This is a genomic window from Companilactobacillus halodurans (genome assembly GCF_009600985.1).
GTDB classification, from domain to species: domain Bacteria; phylum Bacillota; class Bacilli; order Lactobacillales; family Lactobacillaceae; genus Companilactobacillus; species Companilactobacillus halodurans.
Map to the genome: position 1 here is coordinate 31,014 of NZ_VDFP01000013.1, position 19,939 is coordinate 50,952.

The window sequence follows — 19,939 nt, forward strand, 5'->3', positions numbered from 1 at the left end:
ATTCCGTCCTCCGCAAGAAAGCCGATTTGGCTGGAGCGTAGTGGGCACGACTTTAAGCCTTTGCCAAATACAGGCAAAGTCTTAAAGCTCGGCCTTCTTCTAAGCAATAAATTGCTAAGAAGAATTTCACTACTGAGCCAATCGGCTTTCTTGCTCCGGACTGGTGAACTGGTTATTATCTGGATTTTTTTAAAGATAAGTTCATAAAAGATTTAAAAATATAGCATCTATTTAGAGTTCATTAAAATTCTGAATAGATGTTTTTTTGTTGTGTAGAATAAGTTTTTATTTTAGGTTTCTGCCATAAACTGCTTTGAAGGTTAAATCGTCCATTTTATAGATGTCGTCTTTGTGGTCTTTGATTAGGACTACTAGCCATTCGTTTTCTTGGAAATCTTGTGATTCGATGTATTCTTTGGCTGAATTTTGGTCATAATCGGTGCAGGTTACTAGTAGGTCGATTAGTTTTTTAGTGTTTCCATTTTGATATTGAGCGGCGAAGTATTTTGGTTGGTTATTTTCTGACATTTTTTGTCCTCCGAATATTTTTGTTTAGTTCTTCTCTTAATTGTATGCCAGTGTTATTTTAGTTCAAATCGCTTCCTTTTTATTGAAACCTTGATAACGTTAAGATTATAATTAATTAGAAGTAAATTAAAATATAATTAAAAGGGGAACTTATGACTGAAATAAAACGTTTTTATGATAAATTTCAACCAAGTCGCTATGATATTTTTCTTGATATCGATCGTGGTACTAAGAAAATTACTGGTAAAACAGTTATCGATGGTGACGCTAAAGAAGAATCCATTTCAATTCACCAAAAGTATTTGAAGATTGAAACTGTTCAAGCTGATGGCAAGGATGTTCCATTCACTACTGATGATGACAATGATGCTATCAACATTGAGTTATCTAAAGCGGGTGACACTACTTTAGCAATTACTTACCATGCTGCTTTGACTGATTCAATGATGGGTATTTATCCTTCATATTATGAGGTTAATGGCGAAAAGAAGCAGATTATCGGTACGCAATTCGAGACTACTTTTGCTCGTCAAGCTTTCCCTTGTATCGATGAACCTGAGGCTAAGGCTAAATTTGATCTTGCTATCAAGTTCGATGAACAACCTGGCGAAACGATTCTCGCTAACATGCCTGAAATCAGAACTGAAAATGGTATCCACTATTTCGATACAACTGTTAAGATGTCAACTTACCTTATTGCTTTTGCCTTTGGTGATCTTCAAAGCAAGATTACTAAGACTAAGAGTGGCGTTGAAGTTGGTGTCTTCGCAACTAAAGCTCATAAAGCAAATGAACTCGACTTCGCCTTAGATATTGCTAAGCGTGCAATCGAATTCTATGAAGACTTCTATCAAACACCTTATCCACTAGCACATTCTTGGCAATTAGCATTACCTGACTTTTCAGCCGGTGCCATGGAAAACTGGGGTCTTGTCACATATCGTGAAGCTTACTTGATGGTCGACCCTGACAACACAGCCCTTGATACCAAGCAACTCGTTGCCACAGTCATCACCCACGAATTAGCTCACCAATGGTTTGGTGATTTAGTAACCATGAAGTGGTGGGACAACCTTTGGTTAAATGAGAGTTTTGCTAACATGATGGAATACGTCGCTGCCGATGCTTTGGAACCTGACTGGCATGTTTGGGAGATGTTCCAAACATCTGATGTTCCAGCCGCTTTGCAACGTGACGCTACAGATGGTGTTCAATCGGTTCACGTTCAAGTTAATAACCCTGCTGAAATCGATGCTTTGTTCGACTCTGCTATCGTCTACGCTAAGGGTGCAAGAATGCTAGTTATGGTTCGGGCCTTGTTGGGTGACGACAACTTACGTAAAGGTTTGAAGAAGTACTTTGAAGCTCATAAATACAGCAATGCTCAAGGTGATGACCTTTGGGATGCCTTAGGCGATGCATCAGGTATCGACGTTGGTTCAATCATGCACTCATGGTTGGAACAACCTGGTTATCCAGTAGTTAACGCCAGTGTCGTCGATGGCAAGATTAAGTTGTCGCAACAACAATTCTTCATTGGTGAAGGCAAGGATAAAGGTCGTCAATGGCAAATTCCTTTGAACAGTAATTATGGTGCTGCTCCTAAGATTATGGCTGATAAAGAAGTTACCATCGATGACTATAAGAAATTACGTCAAGATAGCAATGAACCATTCCGCTTGAATGTCGGCAACAATTCTCACTTTATCGTTAAATACGATGATACATTGATGAAAGATATCTTAGATAATCTTGATTCAATTGATGCCATTTCACAATTGGGAATCTTGCAAGATCTTCGTTTGTTGGCTGATGCTCGTGAAATCTCTTATGCTTCGATTGTTCCATTGTTAGCTAAATTTGCTCAAAGTCATTCAACTGTTGTCAATGCAGCTTTGTATCGTGTTGCTAACAACTTGAAGAAGTTCGTCAAACCTGATTCTGCTGAAGAAAAAGCTTTGAGAGAACTCTTTGACAAGTTGAGTGCTGACCAAGTAGAACGTTTAGGTTGGACTCAAAAAGATGGTGAATCTAACGATGACCAATTGACTCGTCCTTATGTTTTGAATGCGGCTCTTTATGCTCAAAATAAGAAAGCTATCTCTGATGCCCATGATTTATTCACAGCTAACAAGGATAATCTTGGCGGCATTTCAGCTGACGTTCGTTTGTTGATTCTAAGAAATGAAGTTAAGAATTACGGCAATGCTGACTTATTCGACCAATTGTTGTCAGATTACCGCAAGTCATCAGACCCAAGTTATAAAGCTGATTTATCCGTAGCTTTGACAAGTACGCCTGATGCTTCGTTGATTAAGAAATTAATCAGCAAGTTTGAAGATGCCGACACGATCAAGCCACAAGATTTGCGTTCATGGTATCGTGGAACTTTGGCTAACGACAAGGCTCAACAAGCTGCTTGGGACTGGATTAGAAATGACTGGTCATGGCTTGAAGATACTGTCGGTGGAGACATGGAATTCTCAACTTACATCACAGTTACTTCCAATATTTTCCATACACCAGAACGTTTGCAAGAGTTCAAAGACTTCTTTGAACCTAAGGTCAATACACCTGGACTAACTCGTGAAATTCAAATGGATATTAGTATTGTTGAAACTAATGTTAAATTGATTGAAGACGAGAAAGACGCTGTGAATGCAGCTGTCAGTTCTGCTATCAAATAATTTATAAAATTATTAACCTCTGGGATTGCTAAATGGTTCTTTTATAAGTTAGGTTAGTGTAGGATGCCGTCGTCCGTTCTGCTTTGTGGACGCTGGAACGTACTGGACGCAACTTTAAGCCAATTCCAAAACCGGGAATTGTCAAAAAGTTCGGTCTTGTACTAAGCGATAAATCGCTAAGTACAATTTCAGTACTGAGCATCCACAAAGCTGCCACTCCCGACTGGATAACGTCATTTATTGTTTATTTCAAATAATTTTAAATCAAAATAACCTCCATTTAGATAATAGTTTATCGACTATATCTAAATGGAGGTTTTCTTTTTTTTTACTTGAGATGTTAAAAATAAAACCACAATTCAGTCCGGAATAGCAAAGCAAATTGGCTCAGATGTGAAATCATTCTTAGCAATTTATTGCTTAGAATGAGGCCGAGCTTTAAGACTTTTCCCGAACTTGGAAAAGGCTTAAAGTCGTGCCCACATCGTTCCAGCCATGCTATGGAGGACGACATATTACACTAACTCAGCTTAGTAATCCCAAAATTTCTTCATTAAATAGGTGTTTAAACAATATAGACAAAAAAAGGTAATCAAGGGGTCAATTCTCGGAATGAAAGCGTTCATATTATTTATTAATATATAAATAGGAAATAAAGTATCATTTATATATTTTTTATAACTTTAAGGGGGCGGGTACTATCAAACGTAAATTGGGATTAAATATAATTTTTATTTTTGGTAGTTTGTTATTTTTATTAGGTTTTAATAATTATACAGTCAAAGCAGCTATCGATGATCAGTCACCTTTGAGTACCGTCCTTTCAAACGATGCTAATAAAAATGGCGTCGATAGAACTGTTCCCAATGGATTGACTGATATTACACAGTGGTTCAATATCGCTGACGTAAAAAATAATAATGCGGTAATTTTACCAGCCAATACTGGTACTAATAAGGGTAGTTCTGATGTTATCAAATTGACTGAATTTGGCTCCACTCAAAAATCTGGCGCTATTTGGTCGAAGAGAAGTCAAAGCGATGCTAAAAACCAAAATTACATCGATATCAATAAGCAACAAACGATGTCGATGTGGATGTTCTTTGGTGGTGCCTATACTACTGGTGGTGCTGACACAGGTGACGGGATGGCTCTTGTTTTGCAAAATGTTTCCGACAATGCTTTTACTCAAATTTCAGGTGACAAGAGTGCTGGTGAAAGTCTCGGCGTTTGGGGCTCACCAGTTGATCCTGTCGATATCCAACCAGAAATCATGGCACAACGGGCTATTCAAAATAGTTGGGCTTTGGAATTTGATACTTATATGAATGCTGATGATAGTTACAACAGTAATTTTGATGCTAATGAAACGTCTTTGAATCATATTGCAAGTAACTATCCAGCCTTAGCCAGCACTTATTTAGCTAATAATAAAGGTCTTATTTTAAATCATGAAAATTCTATTACTAGCATGTCAACAACTGGTAAATCGAAGAACTTTTTAACTGATGATAGATGGCACCACATAACTTTAACTTGGGTCCCAGCTGCAAGTGGTTCAACTAAAGCCAAAATGATTTTAAATTATGACGACAAAAATCTCGATGGTACTCCTAAAATTGATAAGAATACTGGCAAAATCAACACTAAAGAAATGGAAGTCGATACCAGCAATTTCAATTTGAAGGACAGCAGTAAATTATACTGGGGCTTCACTGGTTCAACTGGTGACAGTTCAGAAAATAATTTGATTATCTTCGAATCGATTCCTTCAATCGCTGAAGCTGATGCTAAAGCAAGTATCATTGATGAGACTTCAGGCAATCGTGAATTGATCGAACCAACGACTGACAATCCTAATGCGAATGTCGTCCACAATAATGACAAATTAAGCGTTAATTACAATCTTTCTTATGACAGTGGTTCACAACCTTGGCAAGACATTGAGGCTAAAATTAAATTGCCAGAAAATATTGATTATCAAAGTGCTTTGATTACTTACACTGATGACAATGGCAATAAATCAACTGAGAATATCGATGAATTCTCTGGTATGACTGACAATGAAATCACACATAAGTTAGCTAAAGAACTCTATTATGATAGCAATAACCAAAACGGCAATATTAAATCTGCGAAAATAAGTTTCGAGGGCAGCGCTAATAGCAATACAAAGACGGATACTAATGTAGCCAGTGAACATGCAAGTTTTGATGGATCTAATTTGCAAAAAGATGTCATGACACAAGCTTTTGTAATCAAGCAACCTCAAGGTATTACTCTAGCAAAAACGGGTTCCGATGTTTCTATCAATACTGGTGCGACAGCTGATTTGACGGGGAAAATCAGTTACAGCGACTCCAGTACCGTTGACCCTACGAATCTCAGCGTTTATGCCAAAGTTAATAACGGTTCATCGACAATCGTTCAAAATCTCAGTGCCAATCCTTTTACGCTGTCAATTTCATCAATAAAAGGTGCTAATGGAAGCGGCAATGACCTAAATGAAGGCGTAAATACTGTGACGCTTTATGTGATGGATAATACAACTTATGAAGTATCTAATGAAATCACTTATACAATTACAGTTTTAGGTTCATTAAAAGTAGATGCTCACGACAGCAGTTTCCAGACTATTCAAAGTATGGAAAACAAGCAAATGATCAAACGTGAAGACAACTGGTCAGTTGACGTAATCGACAGCCGTCAAAAAGGATCCAACTGGTATCTATCAGCTTCAGCCACACCATTAAAAGATGGCACGAAAGAATGGCAAGGTGGAATGGTCTATGTAGATAGCAACGGCAACGAAGCAAATCTGACAAACGAACAAGTTTTGGTTGGAAAAGGCGTTAAAAGTAAAGATGGGGAAGAAACGACCGATATCGATCAAACATGGACTAAAGATTCAGGAATATTGTTGAAGCAAACGGACTTTGAGAATGCAGGACATTATAGTTCCACGATTACTTGGACAGCTAAAGATTCATTATAGAGAGCGCAACAAGCCCGCTTAGACATCGAGGATTAAGGCAAATATCTCTAATTGGCTGCGAAGCAGACAATAGAGATATTAGTCTTAACCGGAAATGTCTGGCTTGTGGAGCTCGTTTCAAAAAGAGAGTGAAGGAAGGGCGTCCAGCCCATGAGGATTAAGGCAAATATTTCTAATTGGCTGTGAAGCAGACAATAGAGATATTAGACTTAACCGGAATGGGTTGCCCTTCCGTAACTCGTTTCCACTATATAGCCAGAACGAATGGTTATTCAAAATAATAACTCTCCAAATAATCCCCCACAAAAAAATAACTACCACCAATATCCAAAAATATACAATTTGTAAAACCAACTCAAACTAACAAAAAAGACTCAAGCCAAAATCTCCAAAGCACCAATGGCAAGGGTCTTTTTTATATCCAAAAATCATACCAAAAAACAATTTTAATAAAACTTTAAAACAACAATTAACCGAACCTAACTTTTTCATTGCTACTACATGAAGTATATGCTAATCTGAAATACAGAAGACGAGATGTACTATTTCGTCTGAAAGAAATGGAGGCTCTTTATGCTTACTGTTAAGAACCTCACTGTCGCTTACGATGACGCACCAGTGTTTTCTGATGTAGCCGTTAAATTTAACGCAGGAAAAATAACTGGAATTATCGGGCCGAACGGTGCGGGTAAATCAACACTCATTAAGGCAATGCTAAATCTGATCAAATCTCGACAAGGTAGTGTCGATTATGATGGTCAGTCGATGAAATCAGTTCAACAACAAGTTGCATATGTTGAACAACGAAAGGATTTGGATTTAACTTTTCCAATCGATGTTTTTGACGTCGTGCTTACAGGAACTTACGGCGAATTAGGATTATTTAAAAGTGCCGGTAAAAAAGAAAAGCAAGCTAGTAAGGATGCTTTGAAACAAGTTTCTCTAACTGAATTTTCAAAACGACAAATTGGAAACCTTTCTGGTGGTCAATTGCAACGTGTCTTTGTTGCGCGAGCAATCGTTCAACAAGCCGATATTATTATTTTGGATGAACCATTCGTAGGAATCGATTTGCAAAGTGAAACTGCGATCATGAAGATTCTTAAACAATGGCGTGATGAGAATAAAACTATCATCGTAATCCACCATGATTTGAATAAAGTTACGAATTATTTTGACGATTTAGTTATTTTAAACCACGGAATCGTTGACTACGGTCCAACCAATGAAGTTTACAACCCAAAGAATATCGAACGAGCCTTTAGTGCAGATCTTTCTTCAGTGCTGTTTGAGGGAAAGGAAGGTGCGCAGTGATGACATCATTAGTCGAATTCTTTAACGCCCTTGGCAAATATGATTTCCTTCAAAGTGCTCTTTTAACCGCCGTTATGGTCGGAATAATGTCAGGAATTATTGGTAGTTTCATTATTTTACGAGGAATGTCTCTGATGGGAGATGCCATTTCTCACGCGGTTCTACCTGGGGTAGCCGTAGCTTATATGTTAGGAATCAATATCTTAATTGGAGCATCGATCTTTGGTGTTCTAGCAGCCTTATTGATTGGTTTCGTGGCTGCTCGCAGTAAAATCAAGACGGATACCTCAATCGGGGTCGTCTTCAGTGCTTTTTATGCCTTAGGATTCATCTTGATTTCAATGGCTGAAAGTTCCACTAATTTGCACCACATTCTGTTTGGAAATATCTTAGCCGTTAGCGATTCCGATATCATGACGACTGCAGTTGTCCTAGGAATCGTTATCCTCTTCGTGGTAATTTTCTATAAGGAATTATTAGTAACATCTTTTGACGCCACTTATGCCAAAACTTATGGACTAAACGTGCAAGTTATCCATTACACTTTGATGTTAGTTCTAACTTTGGTAACAGTTTCTGCACTACAGACCGTTGGGATTATCCTGGTAGTTGCCATGCTTATCACGCCTGCTGCAACAGCCTTTTTATGGACTGACAAGTTAGATGTCATGTTAGTTCTTTCCGCTGTAGTTGGAGTTGTTTCCTCAATTACTGGTTTGTACTTCAGTTATACTTTCAACTGGGCATCTGGTCCGGCAATCGTTATCGTAGCAGCCTTGCTATTCGCCATATCATTTGTCTTTTCACCTAAACAAAACTTCTTTAAATTACAAAGGAGCGTAGCCAAATGAAAAAGATAATTATCACTTTAGTTGGCGTGATAGCAATGATCAGCGGAGTTTATTTTTTCTTGCACAGTCGTGAAAACAACTCTCAAGAATTAGCTGACGGCGATAAATTGCGTGTCGTTACGACTAACTCGATTCTAGAAGATATGGTTCATAATGTCGGAAAAGACCGGATTGAATTGTACAGTATCGTTAAACGTGGGACCGACCCTCATGAATATGAACCACAACCAACTGATGTTTCAGAAACTGTTGAAGCTAACGTTATTTTCCACAATGGTTTGAATTTGGAAACTGGTGGTAATGGTTGGTTCAAGAAATTAGTTAAGACTTCACACAAGAGTTTTGATGAAGATGTCTTTTCAGCTAGTAAGACAGTCGTACCAAAGCATCTGACAACTAATGTCAATGAAGAAGATCCTCATGCTTGGCTGGACTTAGCTAATGGAATCAAGTACGTTCAAGTAATTACCAAAGTTTTAAAAGATAAAGATAAGAAGAATGCTAGTTTCTATCAAGCAAATGCGGACAAGTACATTGCTAAATTAGAGAAGCTGCACAAAACAGCTCAATCAAAATATTTAGGAATTCCAGAAAGTCAACGTCTCTTGGTAACTTCTGAAGGTGCCTTCAAGTATTTCTCAGCTGCTTATCACGTAACGCCGGCTTACATTTGGGAAATCAATACTGAAGCCCAAGGAACACCTGAACAAATGCAATCAGTCCTTGCTAAGATTAGAAAAACTGATGTGAAGCATCTCTTCGTTGAATCATCAGTTTCACCAAAATCGATGGAAAAAGTTTCTAAAGAAACAGGTATCGGAATTTACTCGAAAATCTTTACAGATTCTCTAGCTAAAAAAGGCACTGATGGCGATACATACTATTCAATGATGAAATGGAATATTGACCACATCTATGATGGGTTAGCTAAATAGAAAACTCCTTAAAACCAATTAGTCTGGTTTTAAGGAGTTTTTTTGTAAAATGGCAATTCAATTTTTTGAATAATGAAAAAATTGTTATACTTAATTGTGTAATTTCATAAAGGTTTAAGAAACAGGGGGAATAATTTTATGAAAAAGTGCAAACATTGTGGGGCTCCTTTGAAGCCAGGAGACAAATTCTGCGTAAAATGTGGAACCCCAGTTGAGGACGATACAGTCGAAAGAACAGTCACTGACAATCCTTCTAATAACAGTACAAGAAGAACGATTGATGACACGGTTCAAAGCGTTCATAGTGCCACTGCTGCAGCAGCGGAAAATATTAATTCTAACGAAACGTTTCAAACTATCAAGAAACATTCGTTAAACTATTTTTCATGGTACAAAGATTCTATTATTAATCCATCAAAAGTGAATTATGAAAATAAATATTATGGTTTAGTTTCGCTATTGCTTAATGTGATTTTGGTTTCATTTGCAATTTATATCATTGGAAATAGAATTTTATCATTTGTTTTTGAAAGTTTAGAGACAGCTTTTAATTATTTAGGTTCTGATAATAGTACTTCAACTAGTATTCCAACGGGAATGTTTCTTTATTCTAGATTATTTTTTATAGTTTTAGTTTATTTTGCAATCTTTTTGTTAGTCGGATTTTTATGTAAGAAGTATTTGGTCAGTCAAAAGACGGATTTTTTCAATTATTCGAATCAATTAGCAAGTTTTAGTAATGTAATGATTATTTTAGAATTAATTTTGAGTCTTTATTTATTAGTATCTGTACCTAAAGACTTTTCCGGTGTAACTGGAGCAAGTATCTTAGGAATTCTCAAATTTGTTGCTGTAATTATAGTATTGATGTCGAGTGTTTGGATGGTAGCTTATATTTCATCAATCGTTTCCGATTATGGGAAAATGAGATTGGATAAAATTTATGTTGCCGTAATTACGACAATTTTATGTAATATCGTTTTGTATTTTGTCTTTAAGATGGTTTTTGCTTCTATTCAAGCAAATTATTCAAGTATTGGTCAAAATATTATTAATGGAGTAATAGGATAATGATCAAAAAAAGATATCTTCTAGTAGCAATCTTGGTATTGCTAATGGTAGTAGGTGTTGGCTGTGGTCAAGAACAAGCAACTAAATCAAAGACCACCAATACTAAAACAGAACGCCAAGAGAAGAAATCGCCAACAAAGAAAACTACGAAAAAGAACACTAAAAAAACAATGTTAATTGATTTAAAAGATTCTAAAAAAGATAAATTGGTTTATTATGCATTAGGTGATTCTTTGTCAGTCGGATTATTTTCTAATAACCAAAATAGTCGTTTTACGACGCTCTTTAAAGATAAACTTCAACAAGGAACTGGGAAGAATGTTACGGAAATTAATAATTCTTCAGTTGGTAAGACCGTGACTAATTTTGGCTTACCGAATGTGCAAAGTTTGATTGACCAGAATCCAGATATCGTTACGATTGAATTTGGAACTAATGATTCGGCTTATGGCATCGATTCAAAGAACCTAGGCGACTTTACAAATAACTTGGATACGTTAGTTCAAAAAGTTCAATCACAGACTAAAGCTAAGATTTTATTGATGACGACTTGGTCACCAAGTGATGGTCAATATATCGATAACGATGCAGTTTATGATCGCAAAATTAAAGAAATCGGTCAAAAATACAACATCCCAGTGATCGATTTAGCAACGATTTGGCGCAACAATCCAAAAGTCACGGAAAATGATTTGAATTACAGTCAAGTTTACAATCGAACGAAAGACAATTTCCATCCTAATCAATTAGGACATGACAAGATTGCACAACTTTTATATCAAACAGTCAAAACAAAATAGAGGTTTTTAAATATGAAGACGTTAGAATATTGTCCCAATTGCGGAACCCATTTGGATAAAGAAAATCAGGGTGGTTTTTGTCCTAATTGTGGATTTAATTTAAAGAAGTACTTGGAAGAAAATGCAGATGAAACTGTAGAAGAGCCTGAACCTACACCGGCACCTAACAATCCAGAGGCTGAAAAAAAAGTTGAACCGAAAGAACAAGCAGCTGAAAATGTTCAAGAAACTCCACAAGAAAGTCAGCCAGTCGAACAAAGACAACAAGCTTCTCAACCAACTCAGTCCACTCCACCAGCTCCAAAGCGTAAAAAGGGACACGGTAAGATAATTGCCTTAATAATTTTGATAATCATTTTGATTGGTGGATATTTTGTCGGCAATATGTATTACAGTCAAGCTCGACAAACACAATCGCTACAAGATGAGGTTACTAGTGGGACTACTTCAAAAATGAAGGATGCCTTGATTAATGAGGACGGCGACCAATTTTCAACTGACCAGATTGGTGCTTTGAAGCGACTTTATTCAAAGAGTAGTTCGGCGATTAAAGATATTGAAGCACAAATTAGTGAGAATCAATCTAATAATACTTTTTATATCAAACAATCTGGCAAATACTTCTTGCTCTATCCTAAGTATAAAGTTGTGATGAAGACTAAGACCTTGAATATTGATACTAATATCAATAACCCAACTTTCTCAATTGATGGGAAGTCAGTTGCAGCAAGGTCAGCCAATGGCGAGTATCGAATCGATGATATGTCAGCTGGCGTTTATGACTTGAAAGTTTCAAGCAACAAGAAATCGAATCAGACTAAGTCTAAGCAAATCAGTATTAGTACTGATAATGAAGAGACTGATATTTCAATGAATGTTCAAAAGCCTAAGAAGTCGAAGAAGACAACTAAGAAGGCTGATAGTGATAACGAAAAATCCTCAGAAGATTCAGATAACGATTCTGATTCCGATATTGATTCAAATGATGACTCTGACAGTGATTCCGATGAAGATAGTGATGTTGATGATTCTTCAGACGATACTTCAGATGATTCATCGGATGACTCAATTGTCGGTCAATATAGCGGTGATCCTGATTTGTCGCTTTACTCAGATGGAACTTATGATTTGGGCGACCAAACAGGTACTTATAAGATTGTTGAAAATAATGATGGACATGTCAAAATCCAATACAATCGTGATGGCGGCGGTTCAATCACTGAATCTTATGATTACAGCGATGGCGAATTGCATTCATCTAAGTATGACCAAAGTTGGTATAAAGATTAAATAATCCATAAATTCGAAAAAGCATACTAATCTGCAAAGGATTAGTATGCTTTTTTTGCTTTATAAAATAAAATTTGGAAAGATATAATAATTCAATTGTAAATGATATTATAATGATGAAAGAGGGAGAAATTAATTTGAGGGGTAACGAGATGAAACGTCGGATTATTAGTATTCTATTTTTTACCATAGCGATATTATTAGCAATTAGGATTGGAGAGATTCCAACTTTAGCTACCGAACAGACTGATGCTTTGAGTGAGGCTCAAGCTGGTTTAAGTTCTGCTCCTGAAAATTTGGGATTGAATAGTACACAATTTACTGTTGGTGATTTTTCTAATTATAACGGGGCCAAAAATAATGCCTTATTGGAAACTTCAACTATGCACACGACTGGAAGTACTTATGATCCTTTGCGGGCAATTCGGATGACCTATTATAAGAACGAACAAGGTGCCATTTGGTCAAATGTTGACGGCGGGAATTATGTTAATATCAATCAAAAACAGACTTTATCTCTTTGGATGTATTTCGGTGCTGTCAAGCATAAAACTGCAAATGCCAGCTTTGGGGATGGTATGGCTTTTGTCTTGCAAAATCCCGCTAATGGAGTAGGTTCCTTCGCGCATAATGGCAATTCGATTGGTACCGGTGAGACATTAGGCGTCTGGGGAATTGACACGGATACAAGTGTTAAAGATCCTGCAACAATTGCCGCAACAGCCATTCCCAATAGTTGGGCACTCGAGTTTGACACCCATGCTAATAATAATGAAACGACAAACGATGGCTTTGATGAAGGTATTGATGGACAACATATCGCCTATGCAAATCCTTCTAGCCCAGATACTTATAAAGAAAATTCATATGGCTTTTTAAACCTTAATCATTATTTCTCCATGAATCATGCCAATGTCCAAAATGTTGATTTACATGATGGATCTTGGCATCATGTGACTATTTCGTGGAATCCTAATACTTACAAAATCACTTATAAATTCAATGATAAAAATGTCGATGGTTCAAAAGGTACGAACCCAATAGAGGTTACAACTGATAAGATTCAGGCCACTGAATTTGGTGGTCATGATGCCCTAAGCACTGGAAAATTACAATGGGGTTTTACTGCAACTAATGGTGAGGCCTATGAACCTAATCTGATAGCCTTTGAATCAATTCCTTCTTCAGTTGAAGCTGAAGTAACTTCAGATATTAATGATGAGACGCAGAATAAATTGATTCAAACTGACACTAATGATAAAAACGTTAGTTCTGGCGATAAATTGGCTATCAATTACCATCTGAAGTACGATAGCGGAAATGATAAGTGGAAAAATGATGTGGCTACTTTGCAATTGCCAAGTGATGTTACCTATATCAATGGCAATCAAGAGATTGGTTATATTACTTACGACGACGGTAGCGACGAACCTATCTATGCCAGTGAATTAGATACATCCACTAATACTTTGACGCATACGATTGGAAAAGATTTATCCAGCAGCGCACCAACGAAGGCAACTATTACGATTTACGGTATCGCAAATGATGTTACCGCTAACACTAAGGTAGCTTCACAACGTTCTAAGTTTGAAAGCGACAATTTGATTACGAATGCCGATACGCCTGAATTCACTATCAAAAAAGTCAAACCAATCAATCTTAGTTTGACTCAAAATAATATATCAGTGGGAAATGACCAAGATGCCGGTATTTTAGGTAACGTTACGTACACCGATCAAAGTACCGTCGATAATTCACAAGTTACGGTTCATGCAAAGTTGAATGGAACAAATTTAGACGATTTCTTGTTGAGTGATAGTACTAATTTGAATAATGCGACAAGTGGCAGTTTAAACTTCAAGATTCCTTCTGCTGAATTGACTAAAGAAACCAATACTTTGGAAGTTTACGTTGAGGACAGCGATGATAATCAGTCGACCACTTCAACGGTCATTATCACTAAAAAGGGAGGTTTAGCCTTAGCTGTTGATGATTATTCTTTCGGCAGCATCAACCAGGTGACAGCTTCTTCGTTGATTCCTCGAAAAGGCGTTTGGAACATTTTGGTAAAAGATAGTCGTAAAAATGGTACGAAGGATGCTTGGAATTTATCCGCTCAAACTTCGGGACTATATTCTGGCAGCAAGCCTTTCAAGGGAAATATCGTTTTTAAAAAATCTAATGGAATTGAAAATCTTTTGACTGACCAAGGTAAAATACCAATTGCCAATGGCTATAAAACCCAAGATGGTGAGCAGACGACTAATGTTGGCCGTTCGTGGAATGATTCGGAAGGTCTGATGTTAAAAACTAATGGCGTCAATGCAGTTGGTCAATACTCTGGTGAAATGAACTGGACTTTGTCAGATTCCGTATAAAACAAAAAAAAGCTTGAAAACATAGCATATGAGGGCTTACGTTTTCAGGCTTTTTCCGTTGAAAGGGTAATACTACTAGTATTTTTGATTTGAAGCAATTGTTTTGCTCAAATTCGATTAAGACTTGGCAGCAATAATTTTATTTAATTTTAAGTTGATTACTAAAGCAGCAATAGCAAAAATTGAACTACCAATGCCAACAGGTGACAATCCCCAATTGCCGACGATGACAGAGCCGACCGCTGATCCTAGTGAAATCCCAATATTTGAGAAGACGGGATTGAGTGAAGATGCTAAAGTTACAGCTTGTGGATAAGAATCCTTAGCCGTGTTTAAAAAGTGAATCTGGATAGGCGAGTTGATGAGATACATGATTACGCCGACCATCAACAAATTGATAATGCCAAGATACTTGTTTTGAATAAAGAATGGCAAAATCAAGAAGACGACGATTTCAAATAAGTAAACTTTAGGCATAATTTTCAAACCGCCGTGATCAGAAATCCGTCCTGATAGTTGGTTGCTGATAAGTGAAGTCACACCGAAAATAACTAAGAATACTGATAAGCTCTTAGCTGGAAATCCGAGAGTGCCATACATTGGTTGCAAGTATGTGTAAGTTACATAAATTGCCGACATAGCGAAGAATGGCAATAAGATTCCAAAGGAAATCCTCGAATCCTTGAGTAATTCAAATTGACTGCGCAAAGGACTAGTTTGTCCCTTGAAGTCTTTTGGCAAAGAAACCATCATCAAAATTAATGTAATGATGCTGACGCCAGTAATCAAGAAAAAAGTAACTCTCCAATCAAAGACTGAACTGATAGCCGTACTCAAAGGTACTCCGATAACTGAGGCAATACTGAAGCCGGAGAAAATCCATGATACGACGAATCCCTGTTTTTCCTTAGGTGCGATTACGCTGGAAAAAGTCATGGATAAAGAAATAATAGCACCAGCCACTGAAGCGGAAATCACTCTTGAAATTACCAGAATAGGATAATTTGAAGCAAAACCGCTGAGCGTGTTTCCGAAAATAAAGATAATCGTTAAAACTATAAGAGAATAGTAGCGATTAAAATTACCAATCAGAGAAGTTATGATTGGAGTACTAATAGCATAAATAATCCCGAAGGCAGTTACTAGTAGACCAACATTTGCGATTGAAACATGATAGGTTTGGGAGATATTTGAAAGAATCCCCATAACTAAAAATTCATTATTACCTAGAATAAATGAAAGTAAAACTAGGATAATTGTTTGAGCTTTAAAGTTACGCATAGTTTGCCCGCTTTCCGAGAAATTTAATCCCCTTATTTTTTTATAAAATGCTTTATGGCTAAATATTAGCCAATAAGCAAACGAGAACTAATATATCATCAGACAACGACCCAAGTCAAAGAAAAAAGTCCTGCTGAAATTTTTAATAATTCCAGCAGGACTTTTAAATTTTCTAATTGCTATCGCCAAACAATTGCAAGATACTCAAGAACAAGTTAATGAAGTCAAGTACGAGGTTGACTGAAGCAAACAAGGCAATAGCGCCAAGACTTTCAGAACCAGCATTGTTTTGATAAATCCGTTTGATATTTTGTGAATCAAAAGCAATGTAGAACAAGAAGATAATGATGATTGCGGCACTGATAAACATCATCAATGGAGCACTCTTAAATAAGAAAATATTTAAAGCTTCAACAACGATAATTGAAATAAGTCCAATCATCAAAGTTCTGCGCCACTTCGTTAAATCCTTTTTCATTGTGAAACCAACTACTGCGGAAACCACGAAGATAGCTGATGTCACGGTTAATGTTTGAATAATACTCTTAGCAGAATAAATGTAAAAGATTGGTACACCGATAAACGATAGGGCAAACAAGAATCCTAAATAACTAATAAAAGTTAAGAAGTATGATCTTGCTGCGAATCTTCCACATAAACTAATGAAGGCGATTGGCACACCAATCATTAAAATCATCGAAATAATTCGGTGATTTGCCATGCCTTGGAATAAGGCCATCGAAAGGCCAGTATTCTTGGCAATTGCTTGGGCGCAAATCATCCAAAAGGCAATTCCTAACCCAGTGTAAAGATAAACTAGGGAAGTGAACTTAGCCAAACCTGCAGATTTTACTTTATCTATAGATTGCATTTATATTCCTCCTCATTTTAATATCTAACATTTATTGTACAATATAATAACATTTCTCGCCTAATCTTTACCATTAAACGTTTTTTAGTTTATCATCGAAGTGTAACAGAAAGGAGTATCGTATTGATGACAATTCTAGTTGATAAGAAGAAAAAACTTTTTACGTTGCAAACTAAGAACACTACTTATCAAATGAAAGTAGGAAAATTTGATCATCTTTATCACATTTATTATGGGAAGAGAATTGACCATCAAGATTTATCGTATCTAATGTATAACGGACCATCGCATTATGTACCGTACCCTCACGAAGCCAAAAACAGAGTTGGCTCATTGACCTTGTTATCTCAAGAATATCCAACAGTCGGTACTGGCGATTTAGGTAGCGTTGCCTTAGACTTGGAAAATTACGACGGTACTCGAGTTGTTGATTTGAAATATAAGAACATCGAAGTAATCAATGGTAAATATAGTCTTGAAAAATTACCAACATTTTATGCTAATAATGGCGAAGCTCAAACTTTAAAAATTACTTTAGTCGATGATTTGACTGGCATCGAAGTTGAATTGTTCTATGGCGTCTTCGGCAATAACGACGTTATTACTAGAGCGGCAAGAATGAGCAATTTAGGCAAGAAACCAATCAAGATTCACAAGATGCAATCAATGTCTTTGGATTTAATTTTTGGACAGTACGATTTAGTCCACTTTCATGGACGTTGGGGTGCTGAACGTAATTATGAACGTTTGCCACTATCGCATAATGTAACAAGTTTTGGTTCTAATTACGGAGTTTCTAGCTCAAAAGAAAATCCCGGGTTCTTGTTGGTTGGCAAGAACACTAATGAAACTGACGGTTATTGCTACGGTTTTAATTTGGTTTATAGTGGAAACTTTCGGGCCACTGCTGAACAAGGAGCTTTGGGGCAAAGTCGTGTCACTTTAGGCTTAGGCGATGACCAATTTTCATGGAAATTAGAGCCGGGTGAACTATTCGAAAGTCCAGAAGCTGTCATGAGTTTCTCAGGTTATGGGATGACGAACTTATCGCATAATTTCCACGATGTTATTCGTAATAACCTCTGTCGCAGCAAGTATGAAAAAGCTAGACGGCCAGTTTTAGTCAACAACTGGGAAGCTACTGAATTTGATTTCACTGGCAAGAAGCTTTTGCAGATTGCTAAGGCTGCTAAAGGTATCGGCGCTGACTTGTTCGTAATGGATGACGGCTGGTTCGGCAATCGTTACGATGATAATCGAGCTTTGGGCGACTGGTTCGTCAATGAAAAGAAGCTTGGTTGCAGTCTCAATGAATTAGTTAAGAAGATAAACGCTATGGGGCTCGACTTTGGTATGTGGTTCGAACCGGAAATGATCAGTGAAGATAGTGAACTCTATCGTCACCACCCAGATTGGGCTTTGAACTTCCCACAACGTAAAGCCTTGTTGGACCGGAATCAACTAGTCCTCGACCTGTCTAGAGAGGAAGTTCGTGATTACTTATTCGAACGTATCTCAGCTGTTTTGGACAGCGCCAATGTTAGCTATATCAAGTGGGATATGAATCGTCCCATCACTGATTGGTACTCAAAGAACTTGACTAAGGGCCGTCAAGGCGAATTGCAACACCGTTATATCCTTGGCTTGTACGAATTGTTCGGTCGAGTAACGAGAAAGTACCCTGACGTTTTGATTGAAGGCTGTTCAGCTGGCGGTGCTAGATTTGATTTAGGGATGTTATCATATGAACCACAAATTTGGACATCTGATAACACTGATCCAATCAATCGTCTTGGCATCCAATACGGAACTAGTTTCTTCTATCCAGTTTCTGCCATGGGTTCACATATTTCCGACAGTCCTAATCAACAAAACGGTCGTGTAACGCCATTTTCAACTCGGGCAGCTGTAGCGATGTGTGGAACCTTCGGCTATGAATTGGACATCACTAAATTTAGCGACGAGCAAAAAGAACAAGCTAAGAAATACACCAAACTTTATAAGAAAGTCCAAGACATGACGTGTAATGGGGATTATTATCGTTTAGCTAGTCCATTTGACCGCTCAAATGATTTAGTCGCTTGGCAAGTCGTCTCTAAAGATAAGTCGGAGAGTTTCTTGACTGTTGTAGTCACGAATGTTGTCGCCAATGCTTCATTTGTCTACGTTCAATTACGGGGACTCGAGGCATCTGACAATTATGAAGTTAATGGAGAAATTTATTCTGGAGCAGCCTTGATGAATGCTGGCTTGAAGTTAGGTCGGTTCAAGGGTGATTATCCTTCACAACAAATCTATATTAAAGAAGTTTAAATTTGAAGATAGCTGGACCACAGTTGTTCAGCGAATAGATCTAGCAGTCAATTCTGATGCTAGGTCTATTTTTTACCACTTGGGATTTTAGTTTGACCGCTTAGGCAAATAAGCTATACAGAGTTACTGGAATGTGGTGTAATACTTTTAACGAAAGGTGGCGTTGGTCGTGAAAATCAGGTTGGATATTTCTGCAGGATATCCCGAAAAAGAAATAGTTATCAAAGCTAATAAAAAAGATGCTGAAGTGGATGAAATAGTTAATACTTTGCAAAATATCGCGAGTAAATTCAATCAGCTGACTGGATTTATTGGTGAGACAGCTTATTCTTTGGAATTAAAGGATATTCTGTTCTTTGAAACCAATGATCGTAATGTTTATGCGCACACGATCGACAATGCCTTTTTGATTCACTATCGTTTGTACGAATTGGAGGAGAACCTGCCAGATAACTTTTTGCGAGTTTCAAAATCTTCTATTTTAAATGTAGATGAAATCTTGTCCTTAACCAGTTCAGTGACTGGGAATCTGATACATTTTAAAAATACGTACAAGACGCTTTATGTTTCGCGAAGATTTTTAAAAAATTTGAAAAATAAATTAAATCGAAAGAGGGTTTAA

Annotated in this window: 15 protein-coding genes; 11 read left to right on the top strand and 4 right to left on the bottom strand. The window is 37.1% G+C overall.

Annotation, left to right across the window (positions count from 1 at the left end):
• Positions 1-285: 285 nt before the first annotated feature.
• Positions 286-528, bottom strand: coding sequence for a hypothetical protein (locus FHL06_RS07520; RefSeq protein WP_153385616.1), 243 nt, complete (start codon positions 526-528; stop codon positions 286-288).
• A gap of 152 nt (positions 529-680) precedes the next feature.
• Here FHL06_RS07520 and FHL06_RS07525 point away from each other — a divergent pair, with 152 nt between their 5' ends.
• Positions 681-3,215, top strand: coding sequence for a M1 family metallopeptidase (locus FHL06_RS07525; protein WP_153385617.1), 2,535 nt, complete (start codon positions 681-683; stop codon positions 3,213-3,215).
• A gap of 28 nt (positions 3,216-3,243) precedes the next feature.
• Here FHL06_RS07525 and FHL06_RS07530 read toward each other — a convergent pair whose 3' ends face one another.
• Complete coding sequence (locus tag FHL06_RS07530) at positions 3,244-3,417, bottom strand: hypothetical protein (protein ID WP_153385618.1); 174 nt, start codon at positions 3,415-3,417, stop codon at positions 3,244-3,246.
• A gap of 543 nt (positions 3,418-3,960) precedes the next feature.
• Between FHL06_RS07530 and FHL06_RS07535 the strand changes: the two genes are divergently transcribed.
• From FHL06_RS07535 to FHL06_RS07570, 8 genes are all read left to right on the top strand, one after another.
• Positions 3,961-6,210: a hypothetical protein gene (locus tag FHL06_RS07535; protein ID WP_153385619.1), complete on the top strand. Its 2,250-nt coding sequence runs from the start codon at positions 3,961-3,963 to the stop codon at positions 6,208-6,210.
• A gap of 573 nt (positions 6,211-6,783) precedes the next feature.
• Entirely contained in the window at positions 6,784-7,524 is a 741-nt protein-coding gene (locus FHL06_RS07540) for a metal ABC transporter ATP-binding protein (RefSeq protein ID WP_153385620.1), read from the top strand.
• Positions 7,524-8,375, top strand: coding sequence for a metal ABC transporter permease (locus FHL06_RS07545; RefSeq protein ID WP_153385621.1), 852 nt, complete (start codon positions 7,524-7,526; stop codon positions 8,373-8,375). The genes FHL06_RS07540 and FHL06_RS07545 overlap by 1 nt, the downstream gene beginning before the upstream one ends.
• Positions 8,372-9,310: a metal ABC transporter solute-binding protein, Zn/Mn family gene (locus FHL06_RS07550; protein ID WP_153385622.1), complete on the top strand. Its 939-nt coding sequence runs from the start codon at positions 8,372-8,374 to the stop codon at positions 9,308-9,310. The genes FHL06_RS07545 and FHL06_RS07550 overlap by 4 nt, the downstream gene beginning before the upstream one ends.
• Before the next feature lie 138 nt (positions 9,311-9,448).
• Positions 9,449-10,381 carry a zinc ribbon domain-containing protein gene (locus FHL06_RS07555; RefSeq protein ID WP_153385623.1) on the top strand — a complete coding sequence of 311 codons (933 nt, stop codon included), beginning with the start codon at positions 9,449-9,451 and terminating at the stop codon, positions 10,379-10,381.
• Positions 10,381-11,181 (top strand): SGNH/GDSL hydrolase family protein, encoded by an 801-nt coding sequence (locus tag FHL06_RS07560; protein WP_153385624.1) that lies wholly within the window; start codon positions 10,381-10,383, stop codon positions 11,179-11,181. Before FHL06_RS07555 ends, FHL06_RS07560 begins: the two co-directional genes overlap by 1 nt.
• A 12-nt stretch (positions 11,182-11,193) precedes the next feature.
• Positions 11,194-12,471 carry a zinc ribbon domain-containing protein gene (locus tag FHL06_RS07565; RefSeq protein ID WP_153385625.1) on the top strand — a complete coding sequence of 426 codons (1,278 nt, stop codon included), beginning with the start codon at positions 11,194-11,196 and terminating at the stop codon, positions 12,469-12,471.
• A 152-nt stretch (positions 12,472-12,623) separates the two neighbouring features.
• Complete coding sequence (locus FHL06_RS07570) at positions 12,624-14,852, top strand: hypothetical protein (protein WP_153385626.1); 2,229 nt, start codon at positions 12,624-12,626, stop codon at positions 14,850-14,852.
• Positions 14,853-14,969: 117 nt separating this feature from the next.
• On the opposite strand, the gene FHL06_RS07575 is transcribed toward FHL06_RS07570, so the two are convergent.
• Both FHL06_RS07575 and FHL06_RS07580 read right to left on the bottom strand, forming a co-directional pair.
• Positions 14,970-16,133: an MFS transporter gene (locus tag FHL06_RS07575; protein WP_153385627.1), complete on the bottom strand. Its 1,164-nt coding sequence runs from the start codon at positions 16,131-16,133 to the stop codon at positions 14,970-14,972.
• Between the two features lie 172 nt (positions 16,134-16,305).
• Positions 16,306-17,004, bottom strand: a complete 699-nt coding sequence (locus FHL06_RS07580; protein WP_153385628.1) for a Bax inhibitor-1 family protein — start codon at positions 17,002-17,004, stop codon at positions 16,306-16,308.
• 126 nt (positions 17,005-17,130) lie between these two features.
• Here FHL06_RS07580 and FHL06_RS07585 point away from each other — a divergent pair, with 126 nt between their 5' ends.
• Positions 17,131-19,317: an alpha-galactosidase gene (locus tag FHL06_RS07585; RefSeq protein ID WP_153385629.1), complete on the top strand. Its 2,187-nt coding sequence runs from the start codon at positions 17,131-17,133 to the stop codon at positions 19,315-19,317.
• A 169-nt stretch (positions 19,318-19,486) separates the two neighbouring features.
• Positions 19,487-19,939, top strand: a complete 453-nt coding sequence (locus FHL06_RS15005; protein ID WP_162000227.1) for a LytTR family transcriptional regulator DNA-binding domain-containing protein — start codon at positions 19,487-19,489, stop codon at positions 19,937-19,939.

What these genes read in the sequence shown, in the direction of transcription:
- FHL06_RS07520 (WP_153385616.1), bottom strand. Translation starts at nt 528, where the DNA reads ATGTCAGAAAATAACCAACCAAAATACTTCGCCGCTCAATATCAAAAT.
- FHL06_RS07525 (WP_153385617.1), top strand. Translation starts at nt 681, where the DNA reads ATGACTGAAATAAAACGTTTTTATGATAAATTTCAACCAAGTCGCTAT.
- FHL06_RS07530 (WP_153385618.1), bottom strand. Translation starts at nt 3,417, where the DNA reads ATGCTCAGTACTGAAATTGTACTTAGCGATTTATCGCTTAGTACAAGA.
- FHL06_RS07540 (WP_153385620.1), top strand. Translation starts at nt 6,784, where the DNA reads ATGCTTACTGTTAAGAACCTCACTGTCGCTTACGATGACGCACCAGTG.
- FHL06_RS07545 (WP_153385621.1), top strand. Translation starts at nt 7,524, where the DNA reads ATGACATCATTAGTCGAATTCTTTAACGCCCTTGGCAAATATGATTTC.
- FHL06_RS07550 (WP_153385622.1), top strand. Translation starts at nt 8,372, where the DNA reads ATGAAAAAGATAATTATCACTTTAGTTGGCGTGATAGCAATGATCAGC.
- FHL06_RS07555 (WP_153385623.1), top strand. Translation starts at nt 9,449, where the DNA reads ATGAAAAAGTGCAAACATTGTGGGGCTCCTTTGAAGCCAGGAGACAAA.
- FHL06_RS07560 (WP_153385624.1), top strand. Translation starts at nt 10,381, where the DNA reads ATGATCAAAAAAAGATATCTTCTAGTAGCAATCTTGGTATTGCTAATG.
- FHL06_RS07565 (WP_153385625.1), top strand. Translation starts at nt 11,194, where the DNA reads ATGAAGACGTTAGAATATTGTCCCAATTGCGGAACCCATTTGGATAAA.
- FHL06_RS07570 (WP_153385626.1), top strand. Translation starts at nt 12,624, where the DNA reads ATGAAACGTCGGATTATTAGTATTCTATTTTTTACCATAGCGATATTA.
- FHL06_RS07575 (WP_153385627.1), bottom strand. Translation starts at nt 16,133, where the DNA reads ATGCGTAACTTTAAAGCTCAAACAATTATCCTAGTTTTACTTTCATTT.
- FHL06_RS07580 (WP_153385628.1), bottom strand. Translation starts at nt 17,004, where the DNA reads ATGCAATCTATAGATAAAGTAAAATCTGCAGGTTTGGCTAAGTTCACT.
- FHL06_RS07585 (WP_153385629.1), top strand. Translation starts at nt 17,131, where the DNA reads ATGACAATTCTAGTTGATAAGAAGAAAAAACTTTTTACGTTGCAAACT.